Source organism: Enterobacter sp. MGH 16 (assembly GCF_000493175.1).
GTDB lineage: Bacteria > Pseudomonadota > Gammaproteobacteria > Enterobacterales > Enterobacteriaceae > Enterobacter > Enterobacter roggenkampii.
The window spans coordinates 4,162,306-4,177,664 of record NZ_KI535695.1; the positions used below are offsets into that span (position 1 = coordinate 4,162,306).

Below are 15,359 nucleotides of genomic sequence, written 5' to 3' on the forward strand. Positions count from 1 at the left end.
AGTGTAAAGCAAGCTGAGTCAATTAACCCTGCTTCACCGCATCTTTTTTCGTTTGTTCCTCAATCGGTTTGCCGGACCAGTAGCCCGCCAGCAGCGAGCCGGAGAGGTTATGCCAGACGGAAAATAGCGCACCCGGCAGGGCCGCCAGCGGCGAGAAGTAGATTTTGCCGAGCGCCGCCGCCAGGCCGGAGTTCTGCATCCCTACCTCGATTGCCAGCGTGCGGCAGGTCGATTCGTCGAAGCCAAACAGTTTCCCGCCCCAGTAGCCGCCCAGCAGGCCAATGGTGTTATGCAGCACCACCGCAACGATCACCACAAAGCCCACGGAAGCTATGTGCGAGGCGGAACCCGCCACCACTGCGCTGATGATCGCCAGAATACAGACCATCGAAAACGCGGGCAGGTACGGCTCAACGGCCTTCACCACGCGCGGGAACAGGTGGTGAATGACCAGCCCCAGCGCAATCGGGATTACTACAATCTGCAGAATGCTCAGCAGCATCCCCATCACGTCCACCTGAATATGCGCATCCACGTACAGGCGGGTTAACAGCGGCGTGGCAATCACGCCAACCAGCGTGGAGACGGACGAGATAGTGACGGAGAGCGCCACGTCGCCTTTCGCCAGATAGATCATGACGTTGGATGCCGTGCCGCTGGCGACGCTGCCCACCAGCACCATCCCGGCGGAGAGGTCGGGCGGCATCTTAAAGACCATCGCCAGCAGCCACGCCGCGAGCGGCATCACCAGGTAGTGGAGGAATATTCCTGCCGCGACGGGCGCAGGGCGAGACAGCACGCGCTTAAAATCGTCTACTTTCAGATGCACACCCATACCGAACATGATCAGCATCAGCAGCGTGGCGACCCACGGACCAATACCGGTGAACGTGGTGGGCGTGTAATACGCGAGTACGGAGAGCAGCAGCGCCCATAACGGGAACAGCCGCGTAATAGCGGATAACATAATGATTTCCTTGCGATGAATGTTGCGTGTGTTTGTTATAAAAAGCCGGGATCGAGCCCGGCTATAGTTATTGTTTATCGCGTAAGGAAGTAATATTCAAATGAATTATGACCGGATGCTTTCCCAGCTCAGACTAAAGCGAGCCAGATATTTGCGCAGTCGGTCGGAGTCGTTAGGATTGGCTTTTTTGAGCCGTGAAACGGCAAACAGCTCACGTCCGGCTTCAGACAACGATGCGCTGCGGCGACAAACCTCCAGCACCGTTTCCAGTTGCCGCTGGTCAAAGAGGTCAATCTCCATGTCAGTTGCAGGCTGTGGCACGTCAGTTTGCCAGTCGGTCTGAAGCCGGGAAATCTCCTCCAGCACCAGATCCTGAGTAATACGCCCTCGTTCCGCCAGCGTCGCCATGCGTGCGACGCTGGCGCTCAGTTCGCGAAAGTTGCCCCGCCACAGCGCTCTGCTGGAACAGGCAAAGGCCAGATAGCCTTCGCGTGCCTCTTTATCGAAGCGGATTTGCGTCTGGCTTTCGCGAGAGAAACGTTGAAGTTCGTAGTCAACATTCGGCGTGATGTCTTCTTTCCGTTGGGCAAGGCCGGGTAAGGCAAAGCTCCACATATTAATACGGGCATAGAGATCTTCACGAAAACGTCCTTCTGCCACCCACTGGCGCATATCACGGTGGGTTCCGGCGATAAGTTGAAAATCGCTGTGAACTTCTTTATCGGAGCCAAACGGGAAAAAAGTTTTCTCTTCAATGGCTTTGAGCAGCATCGCCTGTTCATCCAGGCCTAGTTCGGCAATCTCGTCGAGGAAAAGGACGCCGCCATCGGCTTCACGCAGCAGGCCGCTGCGCGCCGACAGTGCGCCGGTAAAGGCCCCTTTCACATGGCCGAACAGCGTGGACATGGCGTTATCACCGCGCAGGGTCGCGCAGTTGACGGAAACCAGCTTGCCGGAAACCTGATGGCGTGACTGCTTAAGCTGATAAATGCGGTTCGCGAGGAACGACTTGCCCGCGCCGGTGGGGCCGGTCAGCAGGATCGGGGCTGTTGAACGTAGCGCCACGCGTTCAATCTTGTCGATAAGACTGTTAAAGGTGGCATTTCGCGTCTCAATGCCCGCTTTCAGAAATGAGATTGACTGCTGCTGCTCGCGCTGAAAACGGTTGGTAAGGGTCGTGTAGCGGCTTAAATCCAGGTCGATAATTGAGTAAGTTCCGGCTGCAGTCTCCTCAGCAGAGGCTTCTTTTCTGGCAGGGCCAGTCTGCAAAAGGCTGGCGGGAAGATAGCGGGCTTCCGTCAGCAGGAACCAGCAGATCTGCGCCACATGCGTGCCGGTGGTGATGTGGACGAAATACTCTTCGCGATCGGTATCAAAAGTGTACTGGGTGGCGAAATCGAGAAACGCGGCATAAACCTCTTCGAAATCCCACGGGTCTTCAATGGTTACCGTGCTGGGACGCACCTCGGTGTGGGGGGAAACCAGCACAATATCTTCCGCCAGTTGCTGAGCCATGCCGAGATCTCGCGGTTGATGTAGCAGCTCCAGCCTGTCGACCGGGAAATCCGGCTGTTGGCACAGCCCGACGGTCGGTCGCCATTTGCGAAAGCGATTAGCCCGCTTTCCCCGTTTATCCATCACGGTGCCAAGCACCCCGATCACCACCTTCCGCTTCTTCATATTTATCCAGAAAGATAATTGTCGATATAGCAGGATAAGAAATGTTGAGCCGAACGGCAATGCATGAAAAGCGTGATAAATAAAAATCATTAATTATCAATAAAATAAAAAAATAAAACGGCGATTTTTGTTTTTGGCACGCTTCTGGCAATACAGATAACGTCACGACGTTGAGCACACTGGGGGTTAAGGCCCCGTCGGCGCACCTGGAACGGCAAGGCTGTTTTCCGGGGGCGTTCCGTCAACCAATGACAGACAGAAGGGTTCGATTCCCGATTCATTCTCCCAATGAAAACTGGTTGTAAACATCAAAGTAAAAACGGGGATTGCGCAGTCAGCAATCCCAATGAAGGTCGCCGGTAATGGCGCCGGATCGCAGGCGAAAAGGCATTCCCCTGTGATTTCGTGCCTGCACCCGCGCCTGACTTTAAGGAATATAAAATGGCTAAAAAAATCACGATAAAAAAAGGTCAGTTAGGACTGGTAGCAAAAGCTGGTGATTATTACCGGGTACTGGAGGCGGGTGAACACCGTCTGGGTTGGTTCAATACTGACGACGTGCTGGTGGTGAGCCAGGATGGCAGCGAGGTGCCGGATGCGCTGGCGGATTATCTGCGCCGCTTTCAGCCTGACTGGGTGGTACGTTACTGCCTGGCGGTCGACCTTACTGCGGATGAAATCGGGGTGTTATCGAACAACGGCGTATTGCAGGAAATTGTGCCGCCTTCGACTCGTCGTCTGTACTGGCAGCAGGATGCGGCGTTGACCCTGCAAAGAATTGATACCCGCGACGTGCGGGTACCGGTGGACGTGATGAATGCTGCTCTGCAACCGCGTCGCAATGGCGCGCTAAAGGGGCGCGACGCGATGCTGGTCGTACAGGTACCTGCCTGGCACGTCGGGGTGGTGAAAATCGACGGAGAAATTCAGGCGCTGTTACCGCCGGGACTGACGGCCTACTGGAAAATTAACCATCTGGTTGAGGCAGAGGTCGTGGATACGCGCCTTCAGGTGGTGGAAGTGAGCGGGCAGGAGATCCTGACGAAGGACAAAGTTAACCTGCGCCTGAACCTGGCGGCTAACTGGCGCTACAGCGACGTGCTGCAGGCCTGCGGACAGCTTACGAAACCGCTGGAACATTTGTACCGCGAACTCCAGTTCGCACTGCGTGAGGCGGTCGGCACCCGCACGCTCGATGAGTTACTGGAAGATAAGCAGATCATTGATGAGGTGGTCAGCAAACAGGTGCAAGGCCGCCTGTCATCCTTTGGAATGGAAATTGCGTCGCTTGGGGTAAAAGATATTGTTTTACCTGGTGATATGAAAACGATTTTATCCCGTCTGGTAGAGGCCGAAAAATCGGCCCAGGCGAATGTTATTCGCCGACGTGAAGAAACGGCGGCGACACGATCGCTGTTAAACACCGCAAAGGTGATGGAGAACAACCCGGTGGCGCTGCGTTTAAAAGAGCTGGAAACCCTTGAAAGGGTCGCGGAGCGTATCGACAAAATTTCAGTATTTGGTGGCCTGGACCAGGTATTACACGGCCTTGTTAACCTGAAAGGATAACGCAATGCAACAGAATGATTTTGAATTACTGACGGCGTCAAACGGCGCCCCGATCAAAATGTGGACTCACGGCGTTCCCGTGGAGCCAGAGGCACAGGCGCAGTTACTGAATACTGCAAAGATGCCGTTTATTTTCAAACACCTTGCGGTGATGCCCGACGTTCATCTCGGTAAAGGCTCAACCATTGGCAGCGTGATTCCGACCAAAGGGGCAATTATTCCTGCGGCGGTTGGCGTGGATATTGGCTGCGGGATGATTGCCGTTCGCACGTCGCTGGTGGCCGGTGATTTGCCGGATAATCTCAGCGGTTTACGTAGCGCCATTGAACAGGCAGTACCGCATGGGAGAACCAATACGCGTTCTCGACGGGATAAAGGCGCGTGGGAAACGCCACCGAAAGAAGTGGACGATCGCTGGTGGGTGCTGGCCCCACGTTTTAAACAACTCACGGATAAATACCCGCAGTTGCTGAAAACCAACAACTACCAGCATCTGGGCACGCTGGGTACCGGAAACCACTTTATTGAAATTTGCCTCGATGAGCAGCAGCGCGTCTGGGTGATGTTGCACAGCGGCTCGCGCGGCGTAGGAAACGCCATCGGTAATGTGTTTATCGCCCTGGCACAGCAGGATATGCAGCATCACCTGGGACATCTGCCGGATAAAAATCTGGCCTATTTTCAGGAGGGGAGTCGTCACTATGAGGACTACATCGAGGCGGTGGAGTGGGCGCAGGATTTTGCCCGCCACAATCGGGAAGTGATGATGTCGCGCGTGCTGGCGGCGCTCTCTCGCGAAGTGACAAAGCCCTTTATTACGCAGCAGGAGGCGGTTAACTGCCATCACAACTATGTGCAGAAAGAGCATCACTTTGGGGAAGAGGTACTGATCACGCGCAAAGGTGCGGTGTCGGCGCAGAAAGGGCAGATGGGAATTATTCCGGGCTCAATGGGCGCAAAGAGCTTCATCGTGCGTGGCCTCGGCAACGAGCAAAGCTTCTGTTCCTGCAGCCACGGCGCCGGGCGAGTGATGAGCCGAACGGCGGCAAAAAAACGCTATACCCTTAGCGACCATATTCAGGCGACCTCTCACGTAGAGTGTCGCAAAGACAATGAGGTGATCGATGAAACGCCGATGGCCTATAAAGACATTGATGCCGTGATGGCCGCGCAATCGTCGCTGGTGGAGATCGTTCACACCCTGCGTCAGGTAGTGTGTGTAAAAGGATAAAAAAATGAGCAACAACGATGTTGATAGCGCGATGCGCGCACGTGTCTGCGCGCAACTTCGCGATATAGAGCAGCGCTATAACGTGCGCGTGCTCTACGCCTGTGAATCGGGCAGCCGGGGATGGGGATTTGCCTCACCGGATAGCGATTATGATGTGCGGTTTTTGTACGTTCACCGCCCAGAATGGTATCTGCGCGTCGAATCCCAGCGGGATGTGATCGAGCTGCCGATAGATGATGAACTGGACGTTTGTGGCTGGGAATGGCGCAAGGTACTGGGCCTGCTGAAGGGGGCAAACCCGACGCTTATCGAGTGGCTGGATTCCCCTGTTGTTTATCAGGAGGATGAGACGGTAGTGGCCGAGTTGCGCGCGCTAATACCTGCGTGGTTTTCGCCATTGCGCGCCCGCTGGCATTACTACTCGATGGCCCGAAAAAACTTCCGTGGATATTTACAGGGGGAAACGGTTCGGCTGAAAAAGTACTTTTATGTTCTGCGACCTTTGCTGGCGGCGCGGTGGGTAGAAGCGGGGAAAGGCGTTCCACCGATGCGTTTTGCCGAACTGCTTGCCGGGAGCGAACTGTGTGCGCCGTTACGTGCGGAAATCGATGCATTACTGGAAATAAAACAGCGCGCAGGTGAAGCGGAATATGGTCCTAAACGGCCCTTACTCCACGCTTTTTTGCAAAGTGAGCTGGTGAGAGGAGAAGTGCCGCCTGTACTACCCGACAGCAGAGAAGGAAATTTAAAAGATCTGGATTCGCTGCTGATGAGAACAGTAATGAAAAGCTAAAGAATGGCCCGGTAGTGAAAACGCCCGGGCCATTCTTGCGCTTATTCAAACAAATTCTGATGAAGTTTCTGCACCACCTGCTCGGCCTGATCGGCTGGCACCAGGAAGCAGAGGTTATAGCTGGACGCACCGTAGCAAATCATGCGGATGTTGAACGGGTCGAGCACGCCAAACACCTCTTTGCCCACGCCGCAGGCGCGCGACAGCTTGTTGCCGATGATGGCAACCAGCGCCAGGTCTTCTTCGACTTCCACGCGGCACAGCTCGGACAGCTCAATCAGCAGCGACTGCGTCAGCAGGGTATCGCCGGTTGAGGTAGAGCCGGTGGTGTCCAGCGTCAATGCAATGCTCACTTCCGAGGTGGTGATCAGATCCACGGAGATATTGTGGCGCGCCAGAATACCAAACACTTCCGCCAGGAAACCGCGGGAGTGCAGCATATTGTGGCTGTGGAGCGTCACCAGCGTCTGGCGACGGCGCAGGGCCAGGGCGCGGAACAGCGGCGGGTTTTCCGTTTTCTTGCAGACCAGCGTGCCGCCCGCTTTTGGATCTTTACTCGAGCCGACGAAGACCGGAATATCGCTGCGTACGGCAGGCAGCAGCGTGGCCGGGTGCAGCACTTTCGCGCCGAAGGTGGCCATTTCCGCCGCTTCTTCAAACGCGATCACATCAATACGTTTCGCCGCGGAAACAACGCGCGGGTCGGTGGTGTAAATGCCCGGAACGTCAGTCCAGATATCGACGCGCGTAGCATGCAGGGCCTCGCCCAGCAGCGCGGCGGTATAGTCGCTGCCGCCACGGCCAAGCGTGGTGGTGCGGCCCTTTGCTTCGCTGCCGATAAAGCCCTGAGTGATCACGATGCCGTCTGCCAGGCGCGGGGCCAGCTGCTGATTGGTCAGCTCCGCCAGCGCTTCAACGTCCGGCTCGGCGCGGCCAAAGCGGTCGCTGGTACGCATGATTTTGCGTACGTCAAACCACTGCGCCTGAACGTTACGCTCGCGCATGATTTCCACAAATAGCAGGGTGGACATCAGCTCACCGTGGCTGACCAGCTCATCGGTCAGGGCGGTGGAGGTGGCCAGCGAGGCGGCTTCTGCCAGCGTGGTGATGTTTTCCAGCAGGCGTTCCACTTCCTCGCGGATGACGTTCGGGTTCTGCAGACGCTCAAGGATGTCGAACTGAATTTTGCGCAGTGCATCCAGCTTTACGAAACGTTCTGTCGCTTCCAGTCCTTCAGACAGAGAAACCAGCAGGTTCGTCACGCCGGCGGATGCAGACAGCACCACCAGGCGGGTATTCGGATCGGCCAGCACCACATCGGCGCTGCGGTTCATGGCATCGTAATCGGCCACACTGGTGCCGCCAAACTTGGCGACCACAAAACTCGTCATAACAACCTCGTGTCAGGGAATGAATAAGCGACCATGGCACAAGAATGAAACGAAAACAGGTGCAGGCGCAAAATACGGCCCTATAAATAAAATGTGGGGGAGGTCCTGTCAATGCTGGGATTATGCGGATTTTTTATGGGGGGGTACCCCTGAGAAACAGGACTTATAACAGGGCCAGATTTTATGCTTCGTTTTAGGGCATTTTGACCGACATTTCTCCGCTCCAGGAGGGCGCTTCAGCAGCTATACTTTTCGGGTCTTTTCACCTGTGTTTGATGCAGGCCAGGGCAATGGCATAAAAACCATCACAATTTTTATTTGCAGGCGCTACAATCGACCGCAGTCACAATTCTCAAATCAGAAGAGTATTGCTAATGAAAAACATCAACCCAACGCAGACCGCTGCCTGGCAGGCACTCCAGAAACATTTTGATGAAATGAAAGACGTCACCATCGCGGACCTGTTCGCGAAAGATGCCGATCGTTTCAGCAAGTTCTCCGCGACCTTCGACGACCTGATGCTGGTGGATTTCTCTAAAAACCGCATTACCGAAGAGACGCTGGCAAAACTGCAGGATCTGGCGAAAGAGACCGAGCTGGCGGACGCCATCAAATCCATGTTCTCCGGTGAGAAGATCAACCGCACCGAAGACCGTGCCGTGCTGCACGTAGCCCTGCGTAACCGTAGCAATACCCCAATCATCGTTGACGGCAAAGACGTCATGCCGGAAGTGAACGCGGTGCTGGAAAAGATGAAAACCTTCTCCGAAGCGATCATCTCCGGAATCTGGAAAGGCTACACCGGCAAAGCGATCACCGACGTGGTTAACATCGGTATCGGCGGTTCTGACCTCGGTCCGTTCATGGTGACCGAAGCGCTGCGCCCGTACAAAAACCACCTGAATATGCACTTTGTGTCTAACGTCGATGGTACCCACATCGCCGAAGTGCTGAAGAACGTGAACCCGGAAACCACCCTGTTCCTGGTTGCGTCGAAAACCTTCACCACTCAGGAAACCATGACCAACGCCCACAGCGCGCGCGACTGGTTCCTGAAAACCGCGGGCGACAACAAGCACGTGGCGAAACACTTCGCTGCGCTGTCCACCAACGGTAAAGCCGTCAGCGAGTTCGGTATCGACACCGCGAACATGTTCGAATTCTGGGACTGGGTCGGTGGCCGCTACTCTCTGTGGTCTGCAATCGGTCTGTCTATCATCCTGTCCGTGGGCTTCGACAACTTCGTTGAGCTGCTCTCCGGCGCGCATGCGATGGACAAACACTTCTCCACCACCGCACCAGAGAAAAACCTGCCGGTGCTGCTGGCGCTGATCGGTATCTGGTACAACAACTTCTTTGGCGCTGAAACCGAAGCGATCCTGCCGTATGACCAGTACATGCACCGCTTTGCTGCTTACTTCCAGCAGGGCAACATGGAATCCAACGGTAAATACGTGGACCGTAACGGCAACGCGGTGGATTACCAGACTGGCCCAATCATCTGGGGCGAGCCGGGTACTAACGGTCAGCACGCGTTCTATCAGCTGATTCACCAGGGCACCAAAATGGTACCGTGCGATTTCATCGCCCCGGCTATCACCCATAATCCGCTGTCCGACCACCATCCGAAGCTGCTGTCCAACTTCTTCGCCCAGACCGAAGCGCTGGCGTTCGGTAAATCCCGCGAGGTGGTTGAGCAGGAATACCGCGACCAGGGTAAAGATCCGGCAACGCTGGAGCACGTGGTGCCGTTCAAAGTGTTCGAAGGCAACCGTCCAACCAACTCCATCCTGCTGCGCGAAATCACGCCGTTCAGCCTTGGCGCGCTGATTGCCCTGTACGAGCACAAAATCTTCACGCAGGGCGCGATCCTGAACATCTTCACCTTTGACCAGTGGGGCGTTGAGCTGGGTAAACAGCTGGCAAACCGTATTCTGCCAGAGCTGGGTGACGATAACGCGATTACCAGCCATGACAGCTCGACCAATGGGTTGATCAACCGTTATAAAGCATGGCGTGCGTAATGAAAACGCCATGAAAACGTGCCGGCTTAATGCCGGCATTTTTTTATCAGATAATTCCTGATGTCTGTTAGTTAACTCAAATTCTGGTTCTGAGTTTAATCTGAAAAAGACGTTTAACCCGTTAATTGCTGCGGTTTATTTTAAGAAAATACGCAGATGAAAGTTAATAAATAGATATTATAAGTTGTTGTTTTATAGTTATTTAATATTTTTTCTCTTTGTCTTTCATTTCGATTTTATCCATTAGTCTGAAAACCCACCCTCTATTTCCCCTTACGGCAAACCCTCGGCATGAGTTGTGTATACTCGATTCCGCCTGAAATTCTTTTCGGGCAAATCTCCATTCATTCATTGAAGGGAAATTGTTATGAAGAAAGTACTGTATGGCATTTTTGCCATATCTGCGCTTGCGGCGACATCTGTTTATGCAGCTCCGGTTCAGGTCGGGGAAGCGGCAGGGTCGGCTGCGACGTCTGCGTCTGCGGGGAGTTCTACCGCAGCCAGCGCCAGCACCGTAAGTTCAGCCGTGGGTGTCGCGCTGGCGGCAACCGGTGGCGGTGATGGCTCCAACACCGGAACCACGACCACCACGACAACCAGCACCCAGTAATAGCGGGTGTTTTAATCATAACCACACTTCGGTGTGGTTATTTCGCCCCTTCGGAGAAGAGTCGTGAAGCGACCAGCAATCATTCTGATTTGCCTGCTGCTGCAGGCATGCTCGGCCACCACTAAAGGGCTGGGAAACTCACTGTGGGAAAGCCTGTTCGGCACACCGGGCGTGCATCTGACCGATGACGAGCTTCAGAACATGCCTTATGCCAGTCAGTACATGCAGCTTAACGATGGCCCGCAACTGTTTGTGGTGCTCGCTTTCGATGAAAACGGGCAGCAGAAATGGGTGACGCAGGATCAGGCCACCATCGTGACGCAGCATGGCCGTATCGTGAAAACCCTGTTGGGCGGCGATAACCTGCTGGAGGTGAATAATCTCGCTGACGATCCGCTGATCAAGCCGAACCAGATCGCCAACGGCGCGGGCTGGACGCGCACGATGGGCTGGACCGAACACAAGCAGGTGCGTTACGCCACGGCACGCTCGACCTTCCGCTGGGACGGTACCGACAGCGTGAAGGTCGGCAGCGACGAAACGCAGGTTCGCGTGCTGGATGAAGAGGTCACCACCGACCAGGCCACCTGGCACAACCGCTTCTGGATCGACGAGGAAGGGCAGATCCGCCAGTCCTTACAGTATCTCGGTGCCGGATTCTTCCCGGTCAAAACCACCCTGATCAAGGCGGCGAAATCATGAAAACGCTCATTCACGCTGCGCTTATCGCCAGTTTTGCCGCGCCGCTGGCATGGTCCGCGGGAACGGTAAAGGTCTACACGCCGGACAGTGAAAAACCTAAAACCTTAACCCACGCCGAACATCTGCTCGATCTCGTCGGACAGCCAAGGCTTGCCAACAGCTGGTGGCCAGGCGCGGTCATCGCTGAACGGCAGAAGACCGTGGAAGCGGAACAGCAGCACAAGGCGCTTCTTGCCAGGCTAACGGGACTCGCGGAACAGGAAGACGGCGACGACGCGGCGGCCATTAACAGCGTCCGTCAGCAGCTGCAGGCGCTGAAGGTGACGGGCCGACAGAACGTCAATCTTGACCCGGATGAGGTGCGCGTCACGGAAAACGGCAACCCGACCCTGGAAGGGGACTATACGCTCTGGCTTCCGGCGAAGCCGACGACGGTGACCGTGATGGGGCTGATCGGCAGCCCGGGTAACAAGCCCTTTACTCCCGGCCGCGACGTGGCGAGCTACCTCGACGAGCAGAGTCTGCTGAGCGGTGCGGATAACAGCTACGCCTGGGTGGTTTACCCTGACGGCCACACGCAAAAAGCGCCCGTTGCTTACTGGAATAAACGACATATCGAACCCATGCCGGGCAGCATTATTTTTGTCGGTTTTGCCGACCATTTCTGGACGAAGGCGTATGACGGGCTTAACGCCGATATCCTTCACTCCCTGATTCAGCGGATACCGGAATAATGAAAAGAACCTATCTCTACAGCATGCTGGCGCTCTGCGTGAGTGCCGCCTGCCATGCAGAAACGTATCCGGCACCCATTGGCCCGTCTCAGTCAGACTTCGGCGGCGTCGGTTTACTGCAAACGCCCACCGCGCGTATGGCGCGCGAAGGGGAAATTAGCCTTAACTACCGTGATAACGACCAGTATCGTTACTACTCGGCGTCGGTGCAGTTGTTCCCGTGGCTTGAAACCACGCTGCGCTATACCGACGTCCGTACGAAACAATACAGCAGCGTCGAGGCGTTCTCAGGCGATCAGACCTACAAAGATAAAGCCTTCGACGTCAAGCTGCGCCTGTGGGAAGAGAGCTACTGGATGCCGCAGGTCTCCGTGGGCGCCAAAGATATTGGCGGTACCGGCCTGTTTGATGCGGAATACATCGTGGCCAGCAAGGCGTGGGGGCCGTTCGACTTCTCGCTCGGTCTGGGATGGGGCTATCTCGGCACTAGCGGCAACGTGAAAAACCCGTTTTGCTCCTACAGCGATAAATACTGCTACCGCGATAACAGCTATCAGAAAGCGGGCTCCATCAACGGCGACCAGATGTTCCACGGCCCGGCCTCGCTGTTTGGCGGCGTGGAGTATCAGACGCCCTGGCAGCCGTTACGCCTGAAGCTGGAGTACGAGGGGAATGACTACTCACAGGACTTCGCCGGGAAGATTGAGCAGAAGAGCAAGTTTAACGTCGGCGCCATTTATCGCGTCACCGATTGGGCCGACGTTAACCTCAGCTACGAGCGCGGCAATACGGTGATGTTTGGCTTTACGCTGCGCACCAACTTCAACGACATGCGGCCGCACTACAACGACAACGCGCGGCCTGCATACCAGCCGGAGCCGCAGGATGCGATTCTGCAGCACTCCGTGGTGGCAAACCAGCTGACGCTGCTGAAATACAATGCCGGCCTGGCGGATCCAAAAATTCAGGTGAAAGGCGATACGCTGTACGTCACCGGCGAGCAGGTGAAATACCGCGACTCGCGGGAAGGGATCGAACGCGCCAACCGGATCATCATGAACGATCTCCCGGACGGGATCCGTACGATCCGCGTGACGGAGAACCGTCTCAACCTGCCGCAGGTGACGACGGAAACGGACGTTGCCAGCCTGAAGCGCCATCTGGAAGGCGAACCGCTCGGACATGAAACCGAGCTGGTGCAAAAGCGCGTTGAGCCGATCGTGCCGGAGACCACCGAGCAGGGCTGGTATATCGACAAGTCGCGCTTCGATTTCCATATCGATCCGGTGCTGAACCAGTCCGTCGGCGGGCCGGAAAACTTCTACATGTATCAGCTGGGCGTCATGGCGACGGCGGATCTGTGGCTCACCGACCACCTGCTGACCACCGGCAGCCTGTTTGGCAACATCGCCAACAACTACGACAAGTTCAACTACACCAATCCGCCAAAAGACTCGACGCTGCCGCGCGTGCGTACCCGCGTGCGTGAGTACGTGCAGAACGATGCCTACGTGAATAACCTGCAGGCCAACTACTTCCAGTACTTCGGCAACGGCTTCTACGGCCAGGTGTACGGCGGGTATCTGGAAACCATGTACGGCGGCGCGGGGGCAGAAGTGCTTTATCGTCCTGTCGACAGCAACTGGGCGTTCGGGATTGATGCCAACTACGTCAAACAGCGTGACTGGCGCAGCGCCCAGGACATGATGAAGTTCACCGACTACAGCGTCAAAACCGGCCACCTGACCGCCTACTGGACGCCGTCGTTCGCGCCTGACGTGCTGGTGAAAGCCAGCGTCGGCCAGTATCTGGCGGGCGATAAGGGCGGCACGCTGGATATATCCAAACACTTCGACAGCGGCGTCGTGGTGGGCGGCTACGCCACCATTACCAACGTCTCGCCGGACGAATATGGGGAAGGGGACTTCACCAAAGGGGTTTACGTGTCGATTCCGCTGGATCTGTTCTCATCCGGTCCAACCCGTAGCCGCGCGGCCATCGGCTGGACGCCGCTGACGCGTGACGGCGGTCAGCAGCTTGGACGTAAGTTCCAGCTGTACGACATGACCAGCGATAAGAACATTAACTTCCGCTGATGCTTCACGCCGGGCGGCACTGCGTTTGCCCGGCCTACGGTTTTTGTAGGCCCGGTAAGCGCAGCGCCACCGGGCGAATGCGCCAAACATAAACAAAAAATATAGATCCCCGTCACATTTTTGCGTTATACAGAAACCTCGCCCTGGAGAATGAGGTGCTGTATGACATCCCTGACTCGCCCGCGCGTTGAGTTTATCTCAACTGTCCTCCAGACCGTGCTGAACCTCGGTCTGCTGAGCCTTGGCCTGATCCTGGTCGTCTTTTTGGGTAAGGAGACGGTGCATCTGGCGGATGTGCTGTTTGCCCCTGAACAAACCAGCAAATATGCGCTGGTGGAAGGCCTGGTGGTCTACTTTCTCTACTTTGAATTTATCGCCCTGATTGTGAAGTATTTTCAGTCCGGCTTTCACTTCCCGCTGCGTTATTTTGTCTACATTGGGATCACCGCGATTGTGCGGCTGATCATCGTCGATCATAAATCCCCGCTCGATGTGCTGATCTACTCGGCGGCGATCCTGCTGCTGGTGATCACCCTCTGGCTGTGTAACTCGAAGCGGCTGAAACGCGAATAAAAAAATGGCGGCCCGGAGGCCGCCTAACAACAGTCACAAGTTGGGTCAATACAATACGTCTAAAGTTGAGGGTTGCAGTGGCATAACAAAATGAAACTTAACCTTTCACACCGCCCGCCGTCAGGCCGTTCACCAGCCAGCGCTGTGCCAGCAGGAACACCACGGTAATCGGGATGGCAGAGAGTACGGCCGCCGCGGCAAAGTCGCCCCACAGGTAGTTTTGCGGGTTGAGGTATTGCTGCATCCCTACGGCCAGGGTGTAGCTGTTCACATCACGCAGTAACAGTGAGGCAACCGGTACTTCGGTGATCGCAGCGATAAACGACAGGATAAACACTACCGCCAGAATCGGCACCGACAGCGGCAGCAGCACCAGGCGGAACGCCTGCCACGGGGTCGCGCCATCCAGCGCAGCCGCTTCTTCCAGCGAGCCGTCGATGGTTTCGAAATAGCCTTTAATGGTCCACACATGCAGTGCGATACCGCCAAGGTAGGCGAAGATCACGCCGCCGTGGGTGTTCAGACCGATAAACGGAATGTACTGGCCCAGGCGGTCAAACAGGGCATACAGCGCCACCAGCGACAGCACCGCCGGGAACATCTGGAAAATTAGCATCCCTTTCAGCAGCGTCGCTTTGCCCGGGAAACGCATACGGGCAAAGGCGTAAGCGCAGGTGGTGGACAGCGCCACGATACCAATGGCGGTAATACCTGCGATTTTCACCGAGTTCCACAGCCACAGCAGCACCGGGAACGGCGGCGGCGTGACGCGGCCATCCGCGTGTTCCACGCTGAAGCCCAGCGCGAGCTTCCAGTGCTCCCAGGAGATTTCGTCCGGGATCAGGCTCCCGGTGGCGAAGTTACCCGAACGCAGGGAGATGGCGATAACCATCAGCAGCGGGAACATGATCGCCGCGATAAAAATCAGCAGGCCCAGGTGCGTCGCCAGGAGGCGCAGTTTCTGAGATTTGGGTTGTACCATAGCCATG

General features: G+C 55.9%; 13 protein-coding genes. 9 read left to right on the top strand and 4 right to left on the bottom strand.

Annotated elements, in window-relative coordinates; translation table 11 throughout:
- Positions 1 to 22 precede the first annotated feature (22 nt).
- Positions 23 to 967 (bottom strand): ketopantoate/pantoate/pantothenate transporter PanS, encoded by a 945-nt coding sequence (gene panS, locus L362_RS03480; protein WP_023293551.1) that lies wholly within the window; start codon positions 965 to 967, stop codon positions 23 to 25.
- A gap of 105 nt (positions 968 to 1,072) precedes the next feature.
- A complete protein-coding gene (gene rtcR / locus L362_RS03475; protein ID WP_023345251.1) occupies positions 1,073 to 2,647 on the bottom strand; it encodes an RNA repair transcriptional activator RtcR in 1,575 nt (524 codons plus the stop codon).
- A 441-nt stretch (positions 2,648 to 3,088) separates the two neighbouring features.
- Between rtcR and L362_RS03470 the strand changes: the two genes are divergently transcribed.
- Genes L362_RS03470 through L362_RS03460 form a run of 3 tightly spaced genes read left to right on the top strand, consistent with a single transcriptional unit; the run spans position 3,089 to position 6,240 of the window.
- Positions 3,089 to 4,216 (top strand): slipin family protein, encoded by a 1,128-nt coding sequence (locus L362_RS03470; RefSeq protein ID WP_023293548.1) that lies wholly within the window; start codon positions 3,089 to 3,091, stop codon positions 4,214 to 4,216.
- A 4-nt stretch (positions 4,217 to 4,220) separates the two neighbouring features.
- A complete protein-coding gene (locus L362_RS03465) occupies positions 4,221 to 5,447 on the top strand; it encodes an RtcB family protein (protein ID WP_021242724.1) in 1,227 nt (408 codons plus the stop codon).
- Positions 5,448 to 5,451: 4 nt separating this feature from the next.
- Positions 5,452 to 6,240, top strand: coding sequence for a nucleotidyltransferase domain-containing protein (locus tag L362_RS03460; protein WP_023326480.1), 789 nt, complete (start codon positions 5,452 to 5,454; stop codon positions 6,238 to 6,240).
- 41 nt (positions 6,241 to 6,281) lie between these two features.
- On the opposite strand, the gene lysC is transcribed toward L362_RS03460, so the two are convergent.
- On the bottom strand, positions 6,282 to 7,631 hold the full coding sequence (gene lysC / locus L362_RS03455) for a lysine-sensitive aspartokinase 3 (RefSeq protein WP_008503421.1): 1,350 nt from the start codon (positions 7,629 to 7,631) through the stop codon (positions 6,282 to 6,284).
- 374 nt (positions 7,632 to 8,005) lie between these two features.
- On the opposite strand from lysC, the gene pgi reads away from it, so the two are divergent.
- From pgi to psiE, 6 genes are all read left to right on the top strand, one after another.
- Positions 8,006 to 9,655 carry a glucose-6-phosphate isomerase gene (pgi, locus tag L362_RS03450; RefSeq protein WP_023345252.1) on the top strand — a complete coding sequence of 550 codons (1,650 nt, stop codon included), beginning with the start codon at positions 8,006 to 8,008 and terminating at the stop codon, positions 9,653 to 9,655.
- A gap of 367 nt (positions 9,656 to 10,022) precedes the next feature.
- The gene (yjbE, locus tag L362_RS03445) at positions 10,023 to 10,265 is read left to right on the top strand and encodes an exopolysaccharide production protein YjbE (protein ID WP_008503423.1); all 243 of its coding nucleotides are present in this window, start codon (positions 10,023 to 10,025) and stop codon (positions 10,263 to 10,265) included.
- A 63-nt stretch (positions 10,266 to 10,328) separates the two neighbouring features.
- A complete protein-coding gene (locus tag L362_RS03440) occupies positions 10,329 to 10,967 on the top strand; it encodes a YjbF family lipoprotein (protein WP_023345253.1) in 639 nt (212 codons plus the stop codon).
- Complete coding sequence (locus L362_RS03435; RefSeq protein ID WP_023345254.1) at positions 10,964 to 11,701, top strand: capsule biosynthesis GfcC family protein; 738 nt, start codon at positions 10,964 to 10,966, stop codon at positions 11,699 to 11,701. Before L362_RS03440 ends, L362_RS03435 begins: the two co-directional genes overlap by 4 nt.
- A complete protein-coding gene (locus tag L362_RS03430) occupies positions 11,701 to 13,797 on the top strand; it encodes a YjbH domain-containing protein (protein ID WP_023345255.1) in 2,097 nt (698 codons plus the stop codon). The genes L362_RS03435 and L362_RS03430 overlap by 1 nt, the downstream gene beginning before the upstream one ends.
- A gap of 162 nt (positions 13,798 to 13,959) precedes the next feature.
- Positions 13,960 to 14,370: a phosphate-starvation-inducible protein PsiE gene (psiE, locus tag L362_RS03425; protein WP_021242727.1), complete on the top strand. Its 411-nt coding sequence runs from the start codon at positions 13,960 to 13,962 to the stop codon at positions 14,368 to 14,370.
- 97 nt (positions 14,371 to 14,467) lie between these two features.
- Here the strand turns inward: psiE and malG are convergent, their stop codons facing one another.
- Positions 14,468 to 15,358 (bottom strand): maltose ABC transporter permease MalG, encoded by an 891-nt coding sequence (gene malG, locus L362_RS03420; protein ID WP_008500077.1) that lies wholly within the window; start codon positions 15,356 to 15,358, stop codon positions 14,468 to 14,470.
- Position 15,359: the final 1 nt, after the last annotated feature.

What these genes read in the sequence shown, in the direction of transcription:
- L362_RS03435 (WP_023345254.1), top strand. Translation starts at nt 10,964, where the DNA reads ATGAAAACGCTCATTCACGCTGCGCTTATCGCCAGTTTTGCCGCGCCG.
- L362_RS03430 (WP_023345255.1), top strand. Translation starts at nt 11,701, where the DNA reads ATGAAAAGAACCTATCTCTACAGCATGCTGGCGCTCTGCGTGAGTGCC.
- pgi (WP_023345252.1), top strand. Translation starts at nt 8,006, where the DNA reads ATGAAAAACATCAACCCAACGCAGACCGCTGCCTGGCAGGCACTCCAG.
- psiE (WP_021242727.1), top strand. Translation starts at nt 13,960, where the DNA reads ATGACATCCCTGACTCGCCCGCGCGTTGAGTTTATCTCAACTGTCCTC.
- L362_RS03460 (WP_023326480.1), top strand. Translation starts at nt 5,452, where the DNA reads ATGAGCAACAACGATGTTGATAGCGCGATGCGCGCACGTGTCTGCGCG.
- panS (WP_023293551.1), bottom strand. Translation starts at nt 967, where the DNA reads ATGTTATCCGCTATTACGCGGCTGTTCCCGTTATGGGCGCTGCTGCTC.
- L362_RS03470 (WP_023293548.1), top strand. Translation starts at nt 3,089, where the DNA reads ATGGCTAAAAAAATCACGATAAAAAAAGGTCAGTTAGGACTGGTAGCA.
- yjbE (WP_008503423.1), top strand. Translation starts at nt 10,023, where the DNA reads ATGAAGAAAGTACTGTATGGCATTTTTGCCATATCTGCGCTTGCGGCG.
- malG (WP_008500077.1), bottom strand. Translation starts at nt 15,358, where the DNA reads ATGGCTATGGTACAACCCAAATCTCAGAAACTGCGCCTCCTGGCGACG.
- lysC (WP_008503421.1), bottom strand. Translation starts at nt 7,631, where the DNA reads ATGACGAGTTTTGTGGTCGCCAAGTTTGGCGGCACCAGTGTGGCCGAT.
- L362_RS03465 (WP_021242724.1), top strand. Translation starts at nt 4,221, where the DNA reads ATGCAACAGAATGATTTTGAATTACTGACGGCGTCAAACGGCGCCCCG.
- rtcR (WP_023345251.1), bottom strand. Translation starts at nt 2,647, where the DNA reads ATGAAGAAGCGGAAGGTGGTGATCGGGGTGCTTGGCACCGTGATGGAT.